Below are 15638 nucleotides of genomic sequence, written 5' to 3'. Positions count from 1 at the left end.
CAAAAAACTTCCATTTACAGAAATCGTCAAATTGTTTTTTATAGGTTGCAGAACAACTGCAGGGGACTGAGGAACGTGAAGACCGATACTCTGTTCAAGCGCACGTTCAACGACGCCCTGGTGTTGATGGCCGAGCTGAGGGAAGGCGATCCCGTCCCTTCGGAGCCGGTGCTGGCCGCCAGGCTTGGGGTCAGCCGTACAACGGTGCGCAAGGTCCTCGCCGCGCTGGGCGATCAGGGGATGGTGCGCGGCACTGGACGACTACGCTTCGTCCGCAGGGTGGGGCGCCAGGCCTCCCCGTTTCCCGAGGCTGAAACTGTTCCCACCTCCGTCCAGGTCGAAAAGCAGTTCATGGAGTGGATGGTACGCGGCGATGCGAGGCCCGGATCGTTGATCAACGAGCTCGAGCTGGCGCGGCAGTTCGGCGTCGCCACCACGGTCATCCGGGAGTTCCTGAACAGCTTTCAGCGCTTCGGCCTGATCGAGCGGCGGCCGAGCGGCGGTTGGGTTCTGCAGGGGTTCACCGGCGGCTTTGCGCTGGAGCTGTTCGAGATACGAGAAATGTTCGAGCTGCGTTCGGCAAAAGCCTTCGCCGGGCTACCGGAGGCCTCGCCGCTATGGCGCGAGCTGCGGCAGCTGCGTGAGGAGCATGTTGCGCTGCTTGGAGAAATCGACACCCGCTTCCACGACTTCTCCAGTCTCGACAGCCGGTTCCATCGCCTGGTCAACGCGGCCCTTCCCAACCGCTTCATCGATGGGTTCTACGACATCATCACGCTGATCTTTCACTACCACTATCAGTGGAACAAGAAGGACGAGCGCGAGCGCAACGAGGTCGCCATCCGCGAGCACCTCAACTACATTGACGCGCTGCTGAGCCGGTCGCGCGCGACCATTGTCTCCGCCTGCCGCACCCACATGACCTCAGCCAAACAGACCTTGATCCGTTCGACCTCCGACGCGGCGACGGCCTAGTGCTGGCGGCCAGCGGGCTGGAATTGCCCGCTAGACGGAGAAGTCAGCCCTTCACGGCCCCACCGGTCAGGCCCGAGATGACGTAGCGCTGCGCCAGCAGGAAGAAGGCGATTGCCGGCATGATGGACAGCGTGAGGAAAGCGAGGATGCGCGGCCAATCCGAGCCGAATTGGCCCTGGAACTGCATGATGCCGAGCGGCCAGGTGTACTTGTCCTCGGAGTTGAGGACGATCAGCGGCAGAAGGAAGCTGTTCCAGCTGCTCACGAAATTGAAGACGCTCACCGTTGCGATGATCGGCAGGCACAGCGGCAGCGTGACGTACCAGTAGATGCGGATATAGCCGCAATTGTCCATGCGAGCCGCGTCGATCAGCTCCTTGGGCAGTTCCTTGAAGAAGTTATGAAAGAGCAGCACGGCAAAGGAGACGCTGAAAGCCACCTGCACGGTGATGATGCCCCAGTGGCTGTCGAGCATCCCCAGGTCGCGCATCTTGATGAACAGCGGCAGGATGCCGGTCGCCGACGGAAACAGCAGGCCCAGCATCAGATAGCCCATGACGAACTTGCGGCCGAAGAACTTGATGTGGGCCAGCGCGAAGGCCGTCATCGAGGCCACGAGCGTTGAGAGCACCACCGTGCCGGCTGCGATCAGGAACGAGTTCCACAGCGACGAGAAGTAGCGCGGACCGCCGAGAATCTCGACGAAGCGCACCGGATCCCAGCTCGCCGGCAGGCCGAACGGGTTTACCCGGAGCTCCCCGATCTCTTTGAAGCCGCCCAACGCGGTGGTGTAGAACGGCACGATCACGAAGGCCGCGACGACCAGCAGCGAGATCCACTGGACCGCGGAGATGACGGGGCGGCGTTTCCGGTTTGCGGCGGCCATCAGTTCTGCTCCACCTTGAAGAGAATGCGACGATAGGCGAGCGCCACGACCACGCAGGCAATGAACAGCAGCACGCTCACCGCGCCCCCGAACCCGAGCTTCATGCGCAGGATGCCGAACTGGTAGAGGAACGTCACGATGGTGTGGCTGGAGTGCGATGGGCCGCCGTTCGACAGCGGAATGATCAGGTCGAACAGCTGCAGCGCACCGGTAACGGCGAAGAACACCGAGATAACGATGGCCGAGCGGATCATCGGGATCTTGATGTGCCGCACGATCTGCCAGCGCTTGACGCCGTCCAGCCGCGCCGCCTCGATGACCTCGGACGGAATGGACTGCAGCCCGGCGATATAGATCATCATGTGGAAGCCGAAATACTTCCAGGTGATCACCAGCATGATGGCCGGGATGACCCAGGTCTTGTCGCCGAGCACGAACGGCATCTCGACGCCAATGGCGTTGCCGATGGCCGGCAGCAGGCCGTAATTGCCGTCGTAAACGAACTTCCAGATGAGCCCCGCGGCAACCTCGGCCAGCATGAAGGGCAGGAAGAACAGTGTGCGCATCACGTTGATGCTGACGGCGCGCTCCGCCAGCGCGATGGCGCACCACATGGCAAGCGGCAGTTGGACCAGCAGCGAAACCGCAACGACGATCAGGCTGTTGCGGACCGCAGTGCCGAAGTTCCGATGCTTGAGCACGTCGGCGTAGTTATCGAAACCGACGAAGTCGGTGATCGGCCCGTAGCCGTTCCAGTCGAAGAACGAGAAGGTCGCCGCGTCCACCATCGGCAGCACGACGAACAGCGTGAAGAGGATGAGCGCCGGCGGCAGGAACAATAGCAGCGGCACGAGGCTCTTGCGTTCCATGTAGCGACGGCGACGTTGCACTACGGGCACGGTCGAGGTCGCCGCGTCGGCTATGCTGGTCACTGGATGATCCTCCCTCGAAGTCCGCCTTGTGGTCCAAGGCGAGGAGACAAACGCCGGCGGCGCATTCGATCTGAAGCTCGCGCGGGGCGAGCCGGAAACCGGCGGGCGGCGCKGGCCGCCCGCCGGAAAAGGCCTGCGGCCTAGAGCGACTCGTCCACGGCTTCCTTGATCAACTCAGCCGCTTCCTGGGCGCTGATCGAGTTGCCGGCGAGCTCGGCCGAGACGTCGTTGACCACACCGCCCACATTCGGGCCCAGGGCCTGATCGAAGAACAGGGCATGCCAATGGGCGCTGCCGATGTCTTTGGCGATCTGCACCTTGAAGGGGTTGGTCATGCCATCGGCGGCGCCCTTGGCGATCGGGATGTAGTAGGCGGCTTCGGCGTATTTCTTCTGCACTTCGGCGGAGTTGAAGTACTCCACCCACTTCACCGCGGCGTCCGAGGCGTTCTTCGAGAAGAGGATGCCGCCCAGACCGCCAAGTGTGTCGGTGGGATCACCCTTGCCGCCGTCGATGGTCGGGAAAGGCAGGATGCCGAGCTGGTCGTCCGGAATGCCCTGCTTGTTCGCCGAGTTGTCCTTCATGGCGCCGTAGTCCCAGTCACCCATGAGGTGCATCGCAGCCTTGCCGTCGCCGAACAGGCCGGAGGCGTCGCCATAGCTGGCGGCGAGGAACCCCTGCTGCCAGGGGTCGAGCTGGGCCAACTGCAGGAAGTAATCGCCGGCCTTGACGAAATCCTCGCCGGCAAAGCCGTCGCCCTCACCACGGGCAGCTGCCTCGAAGCCGTCCTTGCCGGCCAGCCGGACGACGAGCTTGGACCACCAGAAGTGGGCCGGCCACTTGTCCTTGGCGCCGACGGCAATCGGAGTGATGCCGGCATCCTTGAACTTCTGCACCCCGGCGAGGAAACCCTCCCAGGTCTGCATGCTGGCGGGATCGACGCCGGCCTGCGCGAACAGGGGCTTGTTGTACCAGAGCACGACCTCGCTCACATCGCGCGCGACGCCGTAAATGTGGCCATCGGGCGCGGTGAAAGCGGAAACACCGGCCTGGCCCTGATTGTCCTTGGCCTCCTGGGACAGCACGTCCTCGACCGGGCGCAGGAAGCCGGCCTTGGCCTGCTCGTAGAACACGCCGCCGCCCCACGAGTGGAACACGTCGGGCGCATCGGCCGACTGCAACAGTGTGGTCAGCTTGGCCTTGAACGCTTCGTTCTCGAGGAACGGGAGCTCGACCTTGATGTCCGGATTGGCAGCCATGAAGTCGGCTGCGATCTGGTTCATCAGCTCCACCTCGGCCGGGATGGATGTGATGTGCAAGTGTTTGACGACGGTCTGGGCCTGAGCTGGCAAAATGGCGGCCATAGCCAGCATCGCGGCAAGCGCAATACGCTTCATGGTTTCTCCTCCTGTCCTCGCGGCGGCCCCTACCCTCATCGGTCTTTTCGAGCCGCGGCAGTGAGGCGTTCCCGCCATCACCACTTGCTACTTTCTACGCATCCCTTATTAAAGGCGCAAGAGGAACGTACCTCAGAAATGAGCGGGCGCGGTGAATGCGGCAGCTAACTGATTGAGATAATTTGGAAACACGGCATGTCTGGACGCCTCTCCGCCAGCAAATCGTGCATTTCGCCAGACATTTTGATATGGTATGCGCACTAATTCACTTTCGCCGTTGGAGAGTCACCTGGTCGTCAAAATCGCAGACCCGCTGCTGATGCGTGAGATCAACAAGTACCATGTGCTGGAGACCATCCGGTGCCATGGACAGATTTCGCGCGTCGAGATCTCCGAACGCACGCTGCTGAGCGGCACCACGGTGTCGGCGATCACCGGCGCACTGATCGAAGAAGGCTTGATCGACGCCATCCACACCCAACCGCACAACGAGGCGCAGCGAGGCCGGCCGCGCGTGCTGCTCGGCCTCGTGCCTGATGCTGCCTATGTTCTCGGTATCAAGATTTCGGAGAGCGTCACCACCGTAACGCTGGTCGACTTCCGCGGTGAGCTCGTCGCCTCGTCGCAGCTGCCGATCCGAATGGCCCGCCAGCCGGCAGACGTGATCACTGACATCATCGAGGATGCGCTCACCGACTGCGTCAACAAGTCGGGCATCGATCGCAGCCGGATCAAGGGCATCGGCATCGGCGTGCCGGGACTGGTCGATCCGCGCTCAGGCAAGAGCTACTCGAGTTCGGTTTTCGGCGAGCGTGAAATCCCCATTGGGTCGCTGCTCAGCGAGCGCACCGGATTGCCGGTGAAGCTTGAAAAGCCCGCAAATCTGCTGGCGCTGGCCGAAAGCTGGTTCGGCTATGCGCAAGCCGAACGAACCTTCGCAGTCATCTCCCTCGACCAGACGGCGAGCCTGGGCCTGTGGATCGAATCCGATCTGCACCGCGGCGCCAGCACGCTCGGCCCGACGTTTGGCCATATCAAGGTGGGCGGCGCTGGCCAGCCCTGCGAATGCGGTCAGGTCGACTGCCTGAACGCCTATGTGAGCGATGCCGCCATGCGGCGAGAGGCGGCTGCGCGACTCGGCGAAGGTTTCCTCGATAGACCGCTGGCGCGGACGGACATCATGGGGGCGCTGGCCGAGGCGAGCGATGCCGGCGTCGAGGCGGCACAGTCGGTGATCGACGCACAGGGTGCACGGCTCGGCCTCGGAATTTCCTACGTCGTCAACCTCATTAACCCCGAGAAGATCATCGTCGCGTTCGCGTCCTCGCGTTATGGCGAACTCGTTGCGCCGGCGCTCGAGACAGCCGTCGCGGCCAATAGCTTCCGTGCGCATCTCGCAACGACGCAGCTCATCTTTCACACGCTCGACGACCAGCTTTGGGCGCGCGGCGCTGCCGCCCTCATGCTGCGGGACATCTATAGCGCCCCATGGACATCTGCCTATCAGGAGGAAAGAAAATGACGAAGTCTGCGCTGATCGTGTGGGGAGGATGGGATGGGCACACGCCTGAGCAGAGTTCGCGCCTCGTTGGCTCGATGCTTGAATCACATGGCTTTGCCGTCGACATAGAACCCACCACCGAGGCTTTTGCCGACGAGTCCCTCAGCCAGTACGACCTGATCGTTCCGGCCATCACCATGTCGCGGATCGAGCGCGAGGAACTCACCAACCTCCTCGCTGCGGTACGCAGCGGCACCGGCCTCGCTGGCTTCCATGGCCTCATGTGCGACAGCTTCCGCAACGAGCCCGACTATCAGTTCATGACCGGCGGACAGTGGGTGGCGCACCCGGGCAACATCATCGACTACGTCGTGAACGTTGCGAAGTCAGACGACCCGATCATGACCGGCGTCGGCGATTTCCCCTACCGCTCGGAGCAGTACTACATGCACTTCGACCCGAGCGTCGAAGTGCTCGCCACCACCACGTTCTCCGGCGAGCATTTCGACGAGATCGACGGAGTGGTGATGCCAGTGGTCTGGAAGCGCCGCTACGGCAAAGGCCGCGTCTTCTATTCGTCGCTGGGCCATGTGGCGGACGAATTCCAGGTCCCGCAGATGCGGACGATCTTCGAGCGCGGGGCCCTCTGGGCCGCGCGCTGAACCACGCTAACCATCGCAAGGAGGAGACGATGGCTGAACTTCAGCTGCGGAGCATCAACAAGAGCTTCGGCGCAGTACAGGTGATTCACGATGTCAGTCTCGACATCGGCAACGGCGAGTTCGTCGTCTTCGTCGGCCCATCAGGCTGCGGGAAATCCACGCTGTTGCGCACCATCTCCGGACTCGAGGAACCGACTGCCGGACAGGTCCTGATCGGCGGCGAAGACGTCACCGACTACGATCCTTCCGAGCGCGGCGTCGCCATGGTCTTTCAGTCCTATGCGCTCTACCCGCACATGACGGTCGAGGAAAACCTCGGCTTCGGGCTGCGCATGGGGGGCACGCCCAGGGACCAGGTCTCGACGCGGGTAAATGAAGCCGCCCGCGTCCTTGAACTTACCGAGCTTCTCGAGCGCAAACCGCGCCAGCTCTCGGGCGGCCAGCGCCAGCGCGTCGCCATCGGCCGCGCCATCGTTCGGCAGCCAAAGGCCTTCCTCTTCGACGAGCCGCTCAGCAACCTCGACGCAGAGCTCCGGGTGCAGATGCGCATCGAAATCGCCAAGCTGCACCAGCAGCTCGGCGCCACCATGGTCTATGTGACCCACGACCAGGTCGAGGCCATGACCCTGGCGGACAGGATCGTCGTGCTGCGCGCCGGCCGGGTGGAACAGCAGGGAAGCCCGATCGAGCTCTATGACAACCCCGACAACACCTTCGTGGCCGGTTTTATCGGATCGCCGCGGATGAACTTCCTAGATGGGACCATAGCGGCCATCGACGGGCAGGAGCTGACCGTCTCGCTAACCGCGTTCGATGCCCCTGCCCTCAAGGTAAGGCGACGCGGCGGCGGTGGTGCGGTGGGCGACGCGATCAGCGTCGGCATTCGGCCTGAGCATTTCGCCGACGTTGGCCTCGGCGGGCCGACGCTGACGGCCAAGGCTCAGGTGGTCGAGCAGTTGGGCGGCGTCTCCTACGTCTATGCGGCGGGTAAGGACGACCAGACCAAGGTAACGATCCAGCAGAAGGGCCACTCCCGCATCAGCAGCGGTGCGCTGATTGAGGTGGGCATCGAACCCGGCGCAGCAATGGCCTTCGACAAGGCAGGGTTGCGGCTGTAGCCACCTGAATAGTTGCAGGGCCGAGCGTCTCGTCCGGCCCTGCATCTTGATGGCTTAGAGACCGCCACCACCGTGCAGCTTTCGGACCTTCTCCGCAGCGTCCTTTGCGGCCGCCTCGACGGTCATGGTGCCGGTGAGAGCATTTTGCATCATGTCCGGAACAATGATGTTCATGATCTCAGGCGCCTCCGGCAGGGCCGGGAACGGGATGCCGTTGGGCAGCATCGAGGTCGTGACGTCGAGGAACTTGATGGTGTCGAGGCGTTCCTTCATCCACTGCGTCTTGAAGCCGTTGACGTTGCCCGGATTTGACCCCGCCCAGGCCAGCTTCAGCGACCACTCGGGACTGGTCCACATGCAGATCAACGCCTTGGCCGCAGGCTCATCGACCTTGCCGCCCTCGACGTATTGGGATTTGACGATGTGGATGTTGGAGCCGCCGAACACCACGGCGCGCTTGCCATCGGGCCCGGTGGGGATCAGGCCGTAGCGCATGTTGTCGAGCACGTTCTGGGCCACCGCCACGTCGCTGCCGGTCGCTTTGCCGGCGAGTTCGACCATCTTGGCGTACTCGGACGGGTGCGAGATCATCATCCCGAGCTGGCCGGAGATGAACGGCGCCTGGTTTTCACCCTGGGTGTTGGTGAGCGCCGAAACGGGCACCGACTTGTCCTTGACGTACATGTCATAGGAGGCCTGCAGCGAGCGGATGGAGGCCGGGCTGTCGAGGCGGACTTCGCCGTAGGTGGGGTTGGGGTCGGCTTCGTCGAAGACACCGCCGCCATAGCCCCAGAGCTGCGGCATGTAGCGATAGGGCGTATTGCCGGCGTTCTGCTTGGCGACGAGACCGTAGCCGGCGATGCCGAGCTTGTCGTGGATCTGCTTGGAATAGGCGACCACGTCGTCCCACGTGGCAGGCGGGTTCTCCGGATCTAGGCCCGCGCGCTTGAAGATGTCGGCGTTCCAGATGAACGCCATCGTCTCGTTGTTGGTGGGAATGCCGTAGACCTTGCCGTCCCAGGTTACCGCCTTCATCGCGCCGGGCCAGAAGTCTTCTGGCTTGTAGCCCACGTCTTCGGGCTTCAGCTCTTCGAGATAGCCCTTGGCCGCAAACTCGGTGCCGCCCAGGATCTGCAGGCGGATCGCCATTGGAGCAGAGTTGCCGAGGAGCGCGGTGCGGAACTTGTCGAGCAGCTCGTTATAGGTGATGCCCTGCTCGGTAAGCTCGATGTTGGGGTATGTGGCGCGGAACGCCGCGAAGAAATCGCGGTAGTTGTCGCGCATGATCTGCGGATCGGCCTCGAAGATGCCCTGGTACCAGAAGGTCAGCTTGCCCTTGTAGTCGGTCGGGGTGACCGAGTTGCAGTGACCGACGGTATCGAACGTCTCGGTGCCTGCGATCGATCGCACGTATTCCGGCGACCATTTGCTGATGTCGATTCCCCCGGCGAAGGCCGTCGAGATAAGGCTTGCCGCCAGGCCAGCCGCTGCCACGCCGTGCGCAAGCGCGCGGCCAATTCCGTGTTCTGACATGAATTTCCTCCTCCACCCGCGGCCTGCGCCCCTCGCGCAGATCGAGAATGACTGTCCGGCAACCTGCCGGCTACGCAATTAACGCCTCGTTTTTGGGACAGGCAACAAGGATTTTGCAAAATTTCACCCATCTCTCTAGAAATTTGGCAAGAAACCGGCAAAGCTGAGCCGCTACCGAACGCACGGATCGACATTGATGAGAGAGTTCAAGGCCCGCCCCCCCGTTGGCATCGACCCGACCGGCGTGTCGGAAGAAGGGGCTCTGGTCTACGGACTGATCCGCGATGACATCATCTCCGGCCGCCTGGAAGCCAACTCGCGGCTGGTGGTGGCGGAGCTGTCGGAACGGCACAAATCACCGGCAAATGCGGTGCGAGAGGCGCTGCAGCTGCTGCGCTCGCAAGGCTTCGTGCTGATCGTCCACAACAAGAGCGCGCGCGTCCGCCCGATCGACCAGGACTTCGTGCGGGACGTCTACGAGATCGGCGTGCTGATCGAGCCCTCGATGGTTCGATGGTTCGTGGATATGGCCACCCCCGCCGATATCGCGGAACTGGAACGCATCCAGCACCTCATCGAGGCCAACAACTTCGCCGACCCGATCCTGCACAGCGAGCTCGATACGCAGTTTCATACGGTCATGTATGAGCGCCACTATAACCACCTCGCTGCCGAGCTCTGGTGGAAGCACCGCGAGGTACTGCGCGCCTTGGGACGGCGCTACAGCTTCACCCTTTCCCGCCGCGCCCAGGTGATCCGCGATCACCGCGAGCTCATCAGGCTGGTCAAGGAAGGTGACGCCGCGAGAGCCGCGGACTTGATCGCCCTGCATGTGGATGGCGCGGGCCGCCATGTTCTCGAGCAGATGCGGGCGGCCACCTCGGCGCGCGCCGGCTGAGGCCAATTCTTCGCATGCGAGGGGCATGCACAGGTTTTTGAGGGAACGATAATGAAGATCACGGGCGTCCAGCCCTGGCTGGTCAAGGCCAGCACCTCGTATTGGGGCGAGTACCTGTTCGTCGAAGTGACGACCGACGAGGGCATTTCCGGCTGGGGCGAGATCACCTCGACCACCAAGATCGCCAACCGGGCACTGTGCGCCATCCTCCGGCAGATCGGCGGGCAGATCGCCGGTGAGGACCCCAGCAAGATCGAGCGACTGTGGCACAAGCTGTTCCGCAGCTTCACCTACATGGGCAGCCGCGGCGCCGCCTGCGAATGCGTGAGCGCCATCGACATCGCGCTCTGGGACATCCGCGGCAAGGTGCTCGGACTGCCGATCTACGAACTGCTGGGCGGCGCGGTGCGCGACGAGATCTCGCTCTACACCCACCCCGACCAGAGCAAGTTCACCTCCGACGAAGCTGTGGTGGCCGAGATCACTGACATCGTGAAGTCGGGCCACAAAGCGTTGAAGTTCGACCCGTACCCTCACCAGCGTGGGGGCAACGAGCAGCGCGACGGCTATCTCGACGGCATGATGACTCGCGCCGACGAACGCAAGGCGGCCGACCTCACCGCGTTGATCCGCAAGACCGCCGGGCCCGAGATCGAGATCCTGATCGATGCGCATGGCCGCTTCGACGTGCCGACCGCGATCCGGCTCTGCCGCTCGCTCGAGGAAGCCGGCCAGATCGACTGGTTCGAGGAGCCGGTGCCACCTGAGAGCTATGGGGCGCTGCAGCAGGTGCGCGAGAAGGTGAACGCGGCGATCTCGGTGGGCGAGCGGGCCCATACCAAGTGGGACTTCGTGGCGATCCTCGAAAACAAGCTCGCCGACTACATCATGCCCGACGTCACCTGGACCGGTGGCATCACCGAGATGAAGAAGATCGCGACGCTGGCCGAGGCCTTCTACGTCCCGATCTCGCCGCACGACGCCGGTGGCCCGATCAATGTGCTGGCCGGCGCGCACGTTATGATGACGGTCCCGAACTTCTACCGGCTCGAGACCTCGCGCTGGGATCTGTCCGGATACAACGAGCTCATGCACACCCGGCTCGACAACTCGAACGGCGCCCTCAAGCTGCCGCGCGTGCCCGGACTCGGCATCGAACTCGACCGGGACTATCTCGAAGCGAACAAGATCGAGCTGGCCTGACAGCGGACCAACAAGCTTCGCACGGCACTTCGGCCCGAGGCGAGCCAAGCAAGCATCGACCGGGATCGATGCAGCGTCCTGGGGAGGGACCGATATGAAGATCACCGGCATCGAGACCGTCGTCGTCAACGCCGTGCACCGCAACTGGATCTTCGTCAAAGTGCTGACCGACCAGCCGGGCCTCTGGGGCTGGGGCGAAGCGACCCTGGAGTGGAAGACCCGGGCGGTGAAAGGCACGATCGAAGACCTGTCACCGTTTCTCATCGGCCAGGATCCGATGCGGATAGAGCATCTGGTCAACACTATGACGCGCTTCAGCTTCTGGCCGCTGGGCTCGATCGGCCTCACCGCCGTCTCGGGCATCGAGCACGCGCTGTGGGACATCAAGGGCAAGGCGCTGGGTGTGCCCGTGTGGCAGTTGCTCGGCGGCAGGGTGCGGGACAGCGTCCGCGTCTATACCCACCTCAAGCGCGGCGACTCCACGGCGCGCGTCCCGAACACCGATATCAGCCGCTTCTGCGACGCGGTGCAGGAGACGGTGGAGATGGGCTACAACGCCATCAAGCTCGGCTTCGTCCCCTACACCGGCTACGACGCCCCCCTCCCCGCTGTCAGGCATGTCGAAAAGCTCGCCTCGGCGGTGCGTGAACGGGTTGGTGACGGCGTTGAAATCATGACCGACTTCCATGGCCGGCCGGACTCGCTGGATGCGGCGATCGCCTACATCAAGGCGATCGAGCCGATCAAGCCGCTGTTCTGCGAGGAAGTGATCCAGCCGGACGACACCGCCGGGATGGCCGACATCGCGCGCCGCGTCGACTGCCCACTGGCGACCGGTGAACGGCTATTCACGCCACGCGAGTTCGCCGAGGTCGCCCACACCCGGGCAGTCGCATACATTCAGCCGGACCTTGCGCACTGCATCGGTTTCACCGGCGGACGCAAGATCGCGGCCATTGCCGAGGCAGCGCATATGGGCGTCTGCCCCCACAACCCGATGGGCCCGGTGGCCGGCGCCGTTGCACTGCAGTTCGACGCTGCCACGACCAACTTCGTCATCCAGGAAGAGGCGGTCGGCATCGTGCCGTGGTTCGAGGAAATCTGCTCGACCTACCCGCTGAACCTCGTCGATGGCGCATGGGCCATACCGGAGGGTCCGGGCCTCGGCATCGAAATCGACGAGAAGGCTGCCGCGCGCCGCCCGTTCGCGCAGGAGATCATACCCGCTACCGAATCCGTCCTCGCGGATGGCCGCATCGCCAATTGGTGAGTTTGATCAGATGCCAGGTATGCAAGGCGGGACACCGCCCCTCCTGCATACCTGGCGCATCATCGCCCCGGGCTACCGGTACCTCACCTGGTTCCAGCGATGACCGAGCAGCGAGAGGATGATGATCAGTCCGTAGAAGAACTGCACGTAGAAGCCCGACAGTCCGGCACCCACGACTCCTGACTGGATGAACGACACCGTGAAGCTGCCGATGGCGCTGCCGATAATCGTGCCGATGCCGCCCCATGGCGCCGTGCCACCGACGAACACCGAGGCCAGTGCAGGGAGCAGATACCCGTCGCCGGAAGTCGGCCACCACGTGTAGTTGATCATCACGGCGGCGACGCCCGCGAGCGCAGCGCCAAGGCCGACGAACGCGAAAGTCTTCAGCCGCACCAGCTTGATGTTGATGCCCATCTGCTGCGCTGCATCAGGGTTGTCGCCAACCATGTGCACATGCACGCCGAAGCGGTGCCTGTTGTAGATGAGCGAGCAGATCACCACGAACAGCAGGGCCCAGAGCACCTGCACGGGAACGCCGAAGAACTGGCCGCCGAAGATCTGGAAGGTCAGGGTCTTGGGCAGGCCCACCAGGGCGATCGACTTGCCCTCGGTGTTGATCTGGATCAGCCCCCGCAGCATGAAATTCATGCCCAGCGTGGCGATGAGCGAGGAGAGGTTGCAATAGACAACGAGCCAGCCAACGCAGAGCCCCAGGAAAAGGCCCGTCAGCACGGCCGCGATGATGCCAAGAAACGGATCGTACCCAGCCTGCACCACCAACGCGAAAACCCACCCGGCCATGCCGATGGTCGCCGGGAAGGAGAGGTCGATTTCGCCCACTGTCACCACGTAGACTAGCGGCACCACGACGAAGAGGACGACGGGCAGGCCGATGAGGACGGCGCGGTACATGTTCCACTGCGAGAACACTTCCGGGTTGCCCACGAAGAAGCAGGCAAGCATGACCACCAGCACGACGAACGAACCGATGGCCGGCCGGTGGTCGATCAGGAAGCGGCGAACTCTGGACCGGTCGGCGTGCTTGCCCTCTGCAACGCGACGGACCTTGTCCGCATCGAGGGCTTTGGCCAGCGACTGACCGTCACGGTTGGCTGTATCAGTCATACTGTCCCTCCTGTGGACTCAACGCCGGCGCCACCCGGATGGGCAAGCTCTTCCATGAAGCGGACAAGGGCTTCCGCCGAGCCGAGTTCGGCCTTGGTGGCCTGCAGCGCCACGCGTCCACGATCGAGCACGACGAAGCGATCGGAAATGTCGAACACGTGGTGGATGTTGTGGCCGATGAACAGGATCGAGCGGCCCGCTGCCCGGGCCTGCCGGACGAAATGGAAAACCTTGGCCGTCTCGGTGAGCGAGAGCGCCGTCGTCGGCTCGTCCAGGATGATCAGGTCGCTTTGGTTGTACATTGCCCGGGCGATGGCCACGCCCTGGCGCTCGCCACCGGACAACTGGCCAACAATGGAACTCGGGCCGAAGACCTTCGAGGTGAAGCCGATCTCGCGCATCAGGCGCTCGGCCTCTTCGCGCTGCTTGCGGACCTTGAGAAAGCCAAGCGGGCCCACCAGTTCGCGGCCCATGAAGACGTTCCAGATGATGGTCTGCTGCACGGCCAGCGCGCGGTCCTGGAACACCGTCTCGATGCCCGCCTCGCGCGAGCGTGCCGCGTTCCAGTTCGAAACCGGCTCGCCGCGCACGAGGATCTCGCCCGTCGTCGGTCGAACCGCGCCTGCAAGGATTTTGATGAGAGTGGACTTGCCCGCGCCATTGTCGCCGACGAGGCCGACGACCTCGCCCTGGTCCACGTGAAGGTCAACTCCGCCAAGGGCGTAGACCTGCCCATAGGACTTCTTGATGTCCTTGAGCTCGATAATGCGATTTTGCACGATGCCCTCGCTGCAAATGATGGGCCGGGGCCCGGCCGGAACCGGACCCCGCCGCCGGGAGCCCTTAGCGAAGACCTTCCTTGGCCAGGTCCGCAACAGCTCCGTAATTGTCGGGGGTCACGAAGCCGGCACCGGTATCCACATTGATTGAGCCGAGGCCGTAGACGACCTGCTGGCAGAGCGACAGGATCGGCATGTAGCCCTGCAGGAACGGCTGCTGGTCCGAGGTCAACTGCACCCAGCCGTCCTTGAACGCCTCGACGATCTGCGGGCTGGTGTCGAAGCCGATGTTGATGATGTCGCCGGCATTCTTGCCTGCCGCCTGCATGTAGGTGGCGGCGTTACCGAGCGGCTGGCCACCCGGATAGGCGATGATCTTCACATCGGGGTTGGCCGTGACAGCCGCCGTGATGACTGGAATGCCCACGTTTGGATCCGTGCCCAGGCCTTCCGGACTTTGCAGCTTCACGACCTTCAACCCAGCCGCCTCGAATGCCTCGAGTGTTCCGAGTTCGCGTTCGGCGCGTTCGATCTGCGACCAGTCGCTCATCACGATGGCAACATCGCCGGCCTTGAGGCCGAAGCGGCGGATGGCTTCCTCACCCAGGGCCTTGCCCTGCGGCTTCTGCTGGGCCCCGACATAGCCGCCGCCGAACTTTGCGGTGACCTCGTCGACCGGCACGTTCTGGTACATCATCTTGATGCCCGCGGCGGAAGCTTCTTCGGCCAGCGGCATGATCGCGGCATTGCCCGGGTGGCCCATCATGGCGATGCCGTTCGGGGCAGCGCCGATGGCCTCGCGGAGCTGCTGGATCATCTTTTCCGAGCTCCAGCCCGAGAACACGTAGTCGACCTGAGCGCCCGTATCCTTAGCCGCCTGGACGGCGCCGTTGTAGACGATCGATGCAAACGCATCGCCCTCGGCGCCACCGGCAAAGAACCGGATCTTGACGTCGCTGCACCAGTTGTCGCGCAGCGTTTCCGCCATGGCGACGCTCGTCAGGCTGGCGATGGTGACCGTTGCAAAGGCTGCTGCGGTCAGTGTCTTCAGAACAATCCTAGTCATAGTCACGTCCTCCCTTTCGTGCTGTGCACGGTTTTGCGTGCCGGCTCCCCCGCCGGCACCACTCATCAGCTGGCGCGTCGAAGCGAGGGATCTCCGCCCTCGTAGTTCGCCGCCAGATTCACGAAATCGCCGCCGCGGCTGTGCTTGAGATAGTTGAGCGCCCTGACCTGTCCGGTCATTTCAAGCGCGTCGCGATAGACCGGGTCATGCCAGCCTTCGATGTCGATCGAGCCGGTCCAGCCGGCGAGCCGCAGCTCGGAGATGATGTCGGTCCAGTTGCTGTCGCCGAA

At 63.3% G+C, this 15638-nt stretch carries 14 protein-coding genes and 1 pseudogene; 7 read left to right on the top strand and 8 right to left on the bottom strand.

Translation table 11 applies throughout. The features are described 5' to 3' along the window. Window positions 1–75 precede the first annotated feature (75 nt). Window positions 76–975, top strand: coding sequence for a GntR family transcriptional regulator (locus tag AC1DV8_RS02780; protein ID WP_477156392.1), 900 nt, complete (start codon window positions 76–78; stop codon window positions 973–975). A 43-nt stretch (window positions 976–1018) separates the two neighbouring features. Here the strand turns inward: AC1DV8_RS02780 and AC1DV8_RS02775 are convergent, their stop codons facing one another. The 3 genes from AC1DV8_RS02775 to AC1DV8_RS02765 all read right to left on the bottom strand — a co-directional run bounded on the left by AC1DV8_RS02775 (window position 1019) and on the right by AC1DV8_RS02765 (window position 4190). Then, a complete protein-coding gene (locus tag AC1DV8_RS02775) occupies window positions 1019–1861 on the bottom strand; it encodes a carbohydrate ABC transporter permease (RefSeq protein ID WP_477148522.1) in 843 nt (280 codons plus the stop codon). Further along, entirely contained in the window at window positions 1861–2730 is an 870-nt protein-coding gene (locus tag AC1DV8_RS02770) for a carbohydrate ABC transporter permease (protein ID WP_477156748.1), read from the bottom strand. Before AC1DV8_RS02770 ends, AC1DV8_RS02775 begins: the two co-directional genes overlap by 1 nt. Window positions 2731–2933: 203 nt before the next feature. Then, window positions 2934–4190 (bottom strand): extracellular solute-binding protein, encoded by a 1257-nt coding sequence (locus AC1DV8_RS02765; RefSeq protein WP_477156391.1) that lies wholly within the window; start codon window positions 4188–4190, stop codon window positions 2934–2936. A 319-nt stretch (window positions 4191–4509) separates the two neighbouring features. Between AC1DV8_RS02765 and AC1DV8_RS02760 the strand changes: the two genes are divergently transcribed. From AC1DV8_RS02760 to AC1DV8_RS02750, 3 genes are read left to right on the top strand one after another with little or no spacing between them, the layout of a single operon-like run. Next, window positions 4510–5712 (top strand): ROK family transcriptional regulator, encoded by a 1203-nt coding sequence (locus AC1DV8_RS02760; RefSeq protein ID WP_477148520.1) that lies wholly within the window; start codon window positions 4510–4512, stop codon window positions 5710–5712. Continuing rightward, window positions 5709–6353, top strand: coding sequence for a ThuA domain-containing protein (locus AC1DV8_RS02755; RefSeq protein ID WP_477148519.1), 645 nt, complete (start codon window positions 5709–5711; stop codon window positions 6351–6353). Before AC1DV8_RS02760 ends, AC1DV8_RS02755 begins: the two co-directional genes overlap by 4 nt. Before the next feature lie 29 nt (window positions 6354–6382). After that, entirely contained in the window at window positions 6383–7471 is a 1089-nt protein-coding gene (locus AC1DV8_RS02750) for an ABC transporter ATP-binding protein (protein ID WP_477156390.1), read from the top strand. Between the two features lie 54 nt (window positions 7472–7525). Here the strand turns inward: AC1DV8_RS02750 and AC1DV8_RS02745 are convergent, their stop codons facing one another. Further along, on the bottom strand, window positions 7526–9004 hold the full coding sequence (locus AC1DV8_RS02745) for an ABC transporter substrate-binding protein (RefSeq protein ID WP_477156389.1): 1479 nt from the start codon (window positions 9002–9004) through the stop codon (window positions 7526–7528). 196 nt (window positions 9005–9200) lie between these two features. On the opposite strand from AC1DV8_RS02745, the gene AC1DV8_RS02740 reads away from it, so the two are divergent. The 3 genes from AC1DV8_RS02740 to dgoD all read left to right on the top strand — a co-directional run bounded on the left by AC1DV8_RS02740 (window position 9201) and on the right by dgoD (window position 12375). Beyond that, complete coding sequence (locus AC1DV8_RS02740) at window positions 9201–9902, top strand: GntR family transcriptional regulator (RefSeq protein ID WP_477148516.1); 702 nt, start codon at window positions 9201–9203, stop codon at window positions 9900–9902. A 51-nt stretch (window positions 9903–9953) separates the two neighbouring features. After that, complete coding sequence (locus tag AC1DV8_RS02735) at window positions 9954–11105, top strand: mandelate racemase/muconate lactonizing enzyme family protein (protein ID WP_477156388.1); 1152 nt, start codon at window positions 9954–9956, stop codon at window positions 11103–11105. Between the two features lie 94 nt (window positions 11106–11199). Then, window positions 11200–12375, top strand: coding sequence for a galactonate dehydratase (gene dgoD, locus AC1DV8_RS02730; RefSeq protein ID WP_477156387.1), 1176 nt, complete (start codon window positions 11200–11202; stop codon window positions 12373–12375). Window positions 12376–12447: 72 nt separating this feature from the next. On the opposite strand, the gene AC1DV8_RS02725 is transcribed toward dgoD, so the two are convergent. From AC1DV8_RS02725 to AC1DV8_RS02710, 4 genes and pseudogenes are all read right to left on the bottom strand, one after another. Then, window positions 12448–13503, bottom strand: coding sequence for an ABC transporter permease (locus tag AC1DV8_RS02725; RefSeq protein WP_477156386.1), 1056 nt, complete (start codon window positions 13501–13503; stop codon window positions 12448–12450). After that, window positions 13500–14282 (bottom strand): ATP-binding cassette domain-containing protein, encoded by a 783-nt coding sequence (locus tag AC1DV8_RS02720; RefSeq protein ID WP_477148512.1) that lies wholly within the window; start codon window positions 14280–14282, stop codon window positions 13500–13502. Before AC1DV8_RS02720 ends, AC1DV8_RS02725 begins: the two co-directional genes overlap by 4 nt. A 64-nt stretch (window positions 14283–14346) precedes the next feature. After that, a complete protein-coding gene (locus AC1DV8_RS02715) occupies window positions 14347–15348 on the bottom strand; it encodes a substrate-binding domain-containing protein (protein WP_477156385.1) in 1002 nt (333 codons plus the stop codon). A 65-nt stretch (window positions 15349–15413) separates the two neighbouring features. Continuing rightward, window positions 15414–15638: pseudogene (locus AC1DV8_RS02710) on the bottom strand (sugar phosphate isomerase/epimerase); the annotation flags it as partial.

The organism is Devosia sp. P3_B2 (assembly GCF_056402875.1).
The sequence above is the reverse complement of the archived record's forward strand: the minus strand, read 5'-3'. Positions and strand labels throughout refer to the sequence as shown.

Excerpts from the sequence above, each read along its gene's own strand:
- AC1DV8_RS02750 (WP_477156390.1), top strand. The coding sequence starts at position 6,383 with ATGGCTGAACTTCAGCTGCGGAGCATCAACAAGAGCTTCGGCGCAGTA.
- AC1DV8_RS02760 (WP_477148520.1), top strand. The coding sequence starts at position 4,510 with ATGCGTGAGATCAACAAGTACCATGTGCTGGAGACCATCCGGTGCCAT.
- AC1DV8_RS02725 (WP_477156386.1), bottom strand. The coding sequence starts at position 13,503 with ATGACTGATACAGCCAACCGTGACGGTCAGTCGCTGGCCAAAGCCCTC.
- AC1DV8_RS02770 (WP_477156748.1), bottom strand. The coding sequence starts at position 2,730 with ATGGAACGCAAGAGCCTCGTGCCGCTGCTATTGTTCCTGCCGCCGGCG.
- AC1DV8_RS02735 (WP_477156388.1), top strand. The coding sequence starts at position 9,954 with ATGAAGATCACGGGCGTCCAGCCCTGGCTGGTCAAGGCCAGCACCTCG.
- AC1DV8_RS02740 (WP_477148516.1), top strand. The coding sequence starts at position 9,201 with ATGAGAGAGTTCAAGGCCCGCCCCCCCGTTGGCATCGACCCGACCGGC.
- AC1DV8_RS02755 (WP_477148519.1), top strand. The coding sequence starts at position 5,709 with ATGACGAAGTCTGCGCTGATCGTGTGGGGAGGATGGGATGGGCACACG.
- AC1DV8_RS02775 (WP_477148522.1), bottom strand. The coding sequence starts at position 1,861 with ATGGCCGCCGCAAACCGGAAACGCCGCCCCGTCATCTCCGCGGTCCAG.
- AC1DV8_RS02765 (WP_477156391.1), bottom strand. The coding sequence starts at position 4,190 with ATGAAGCGTATTGCGCTTGCCGCGATGCTGGCTATGGCCGCCATTTTG.
- AC1DV8_RS02745 (WP_477156389.1), bottom strand. The coding sequence starts at position 9,004 with ATGTCAGAACACGGAATTGGCCGCGCGCTTGCGCACGGCGTGGCAGCG.
- AC1DV8_RS02715 (WP_477156385.1), bottom strand. The coding sequence starts at position 15,348 with ATGACTAGGATTGTTCTGAAGACACTGACCGCAGCAGCCTTTGCAACG.
- dgoD (WP_477156387.1), top strand. The coding sequence starts at position 11,200 with ATGAAGATCACCGGCATCGAGACCGTCGTCGTCAACGCCGTGCACCGC.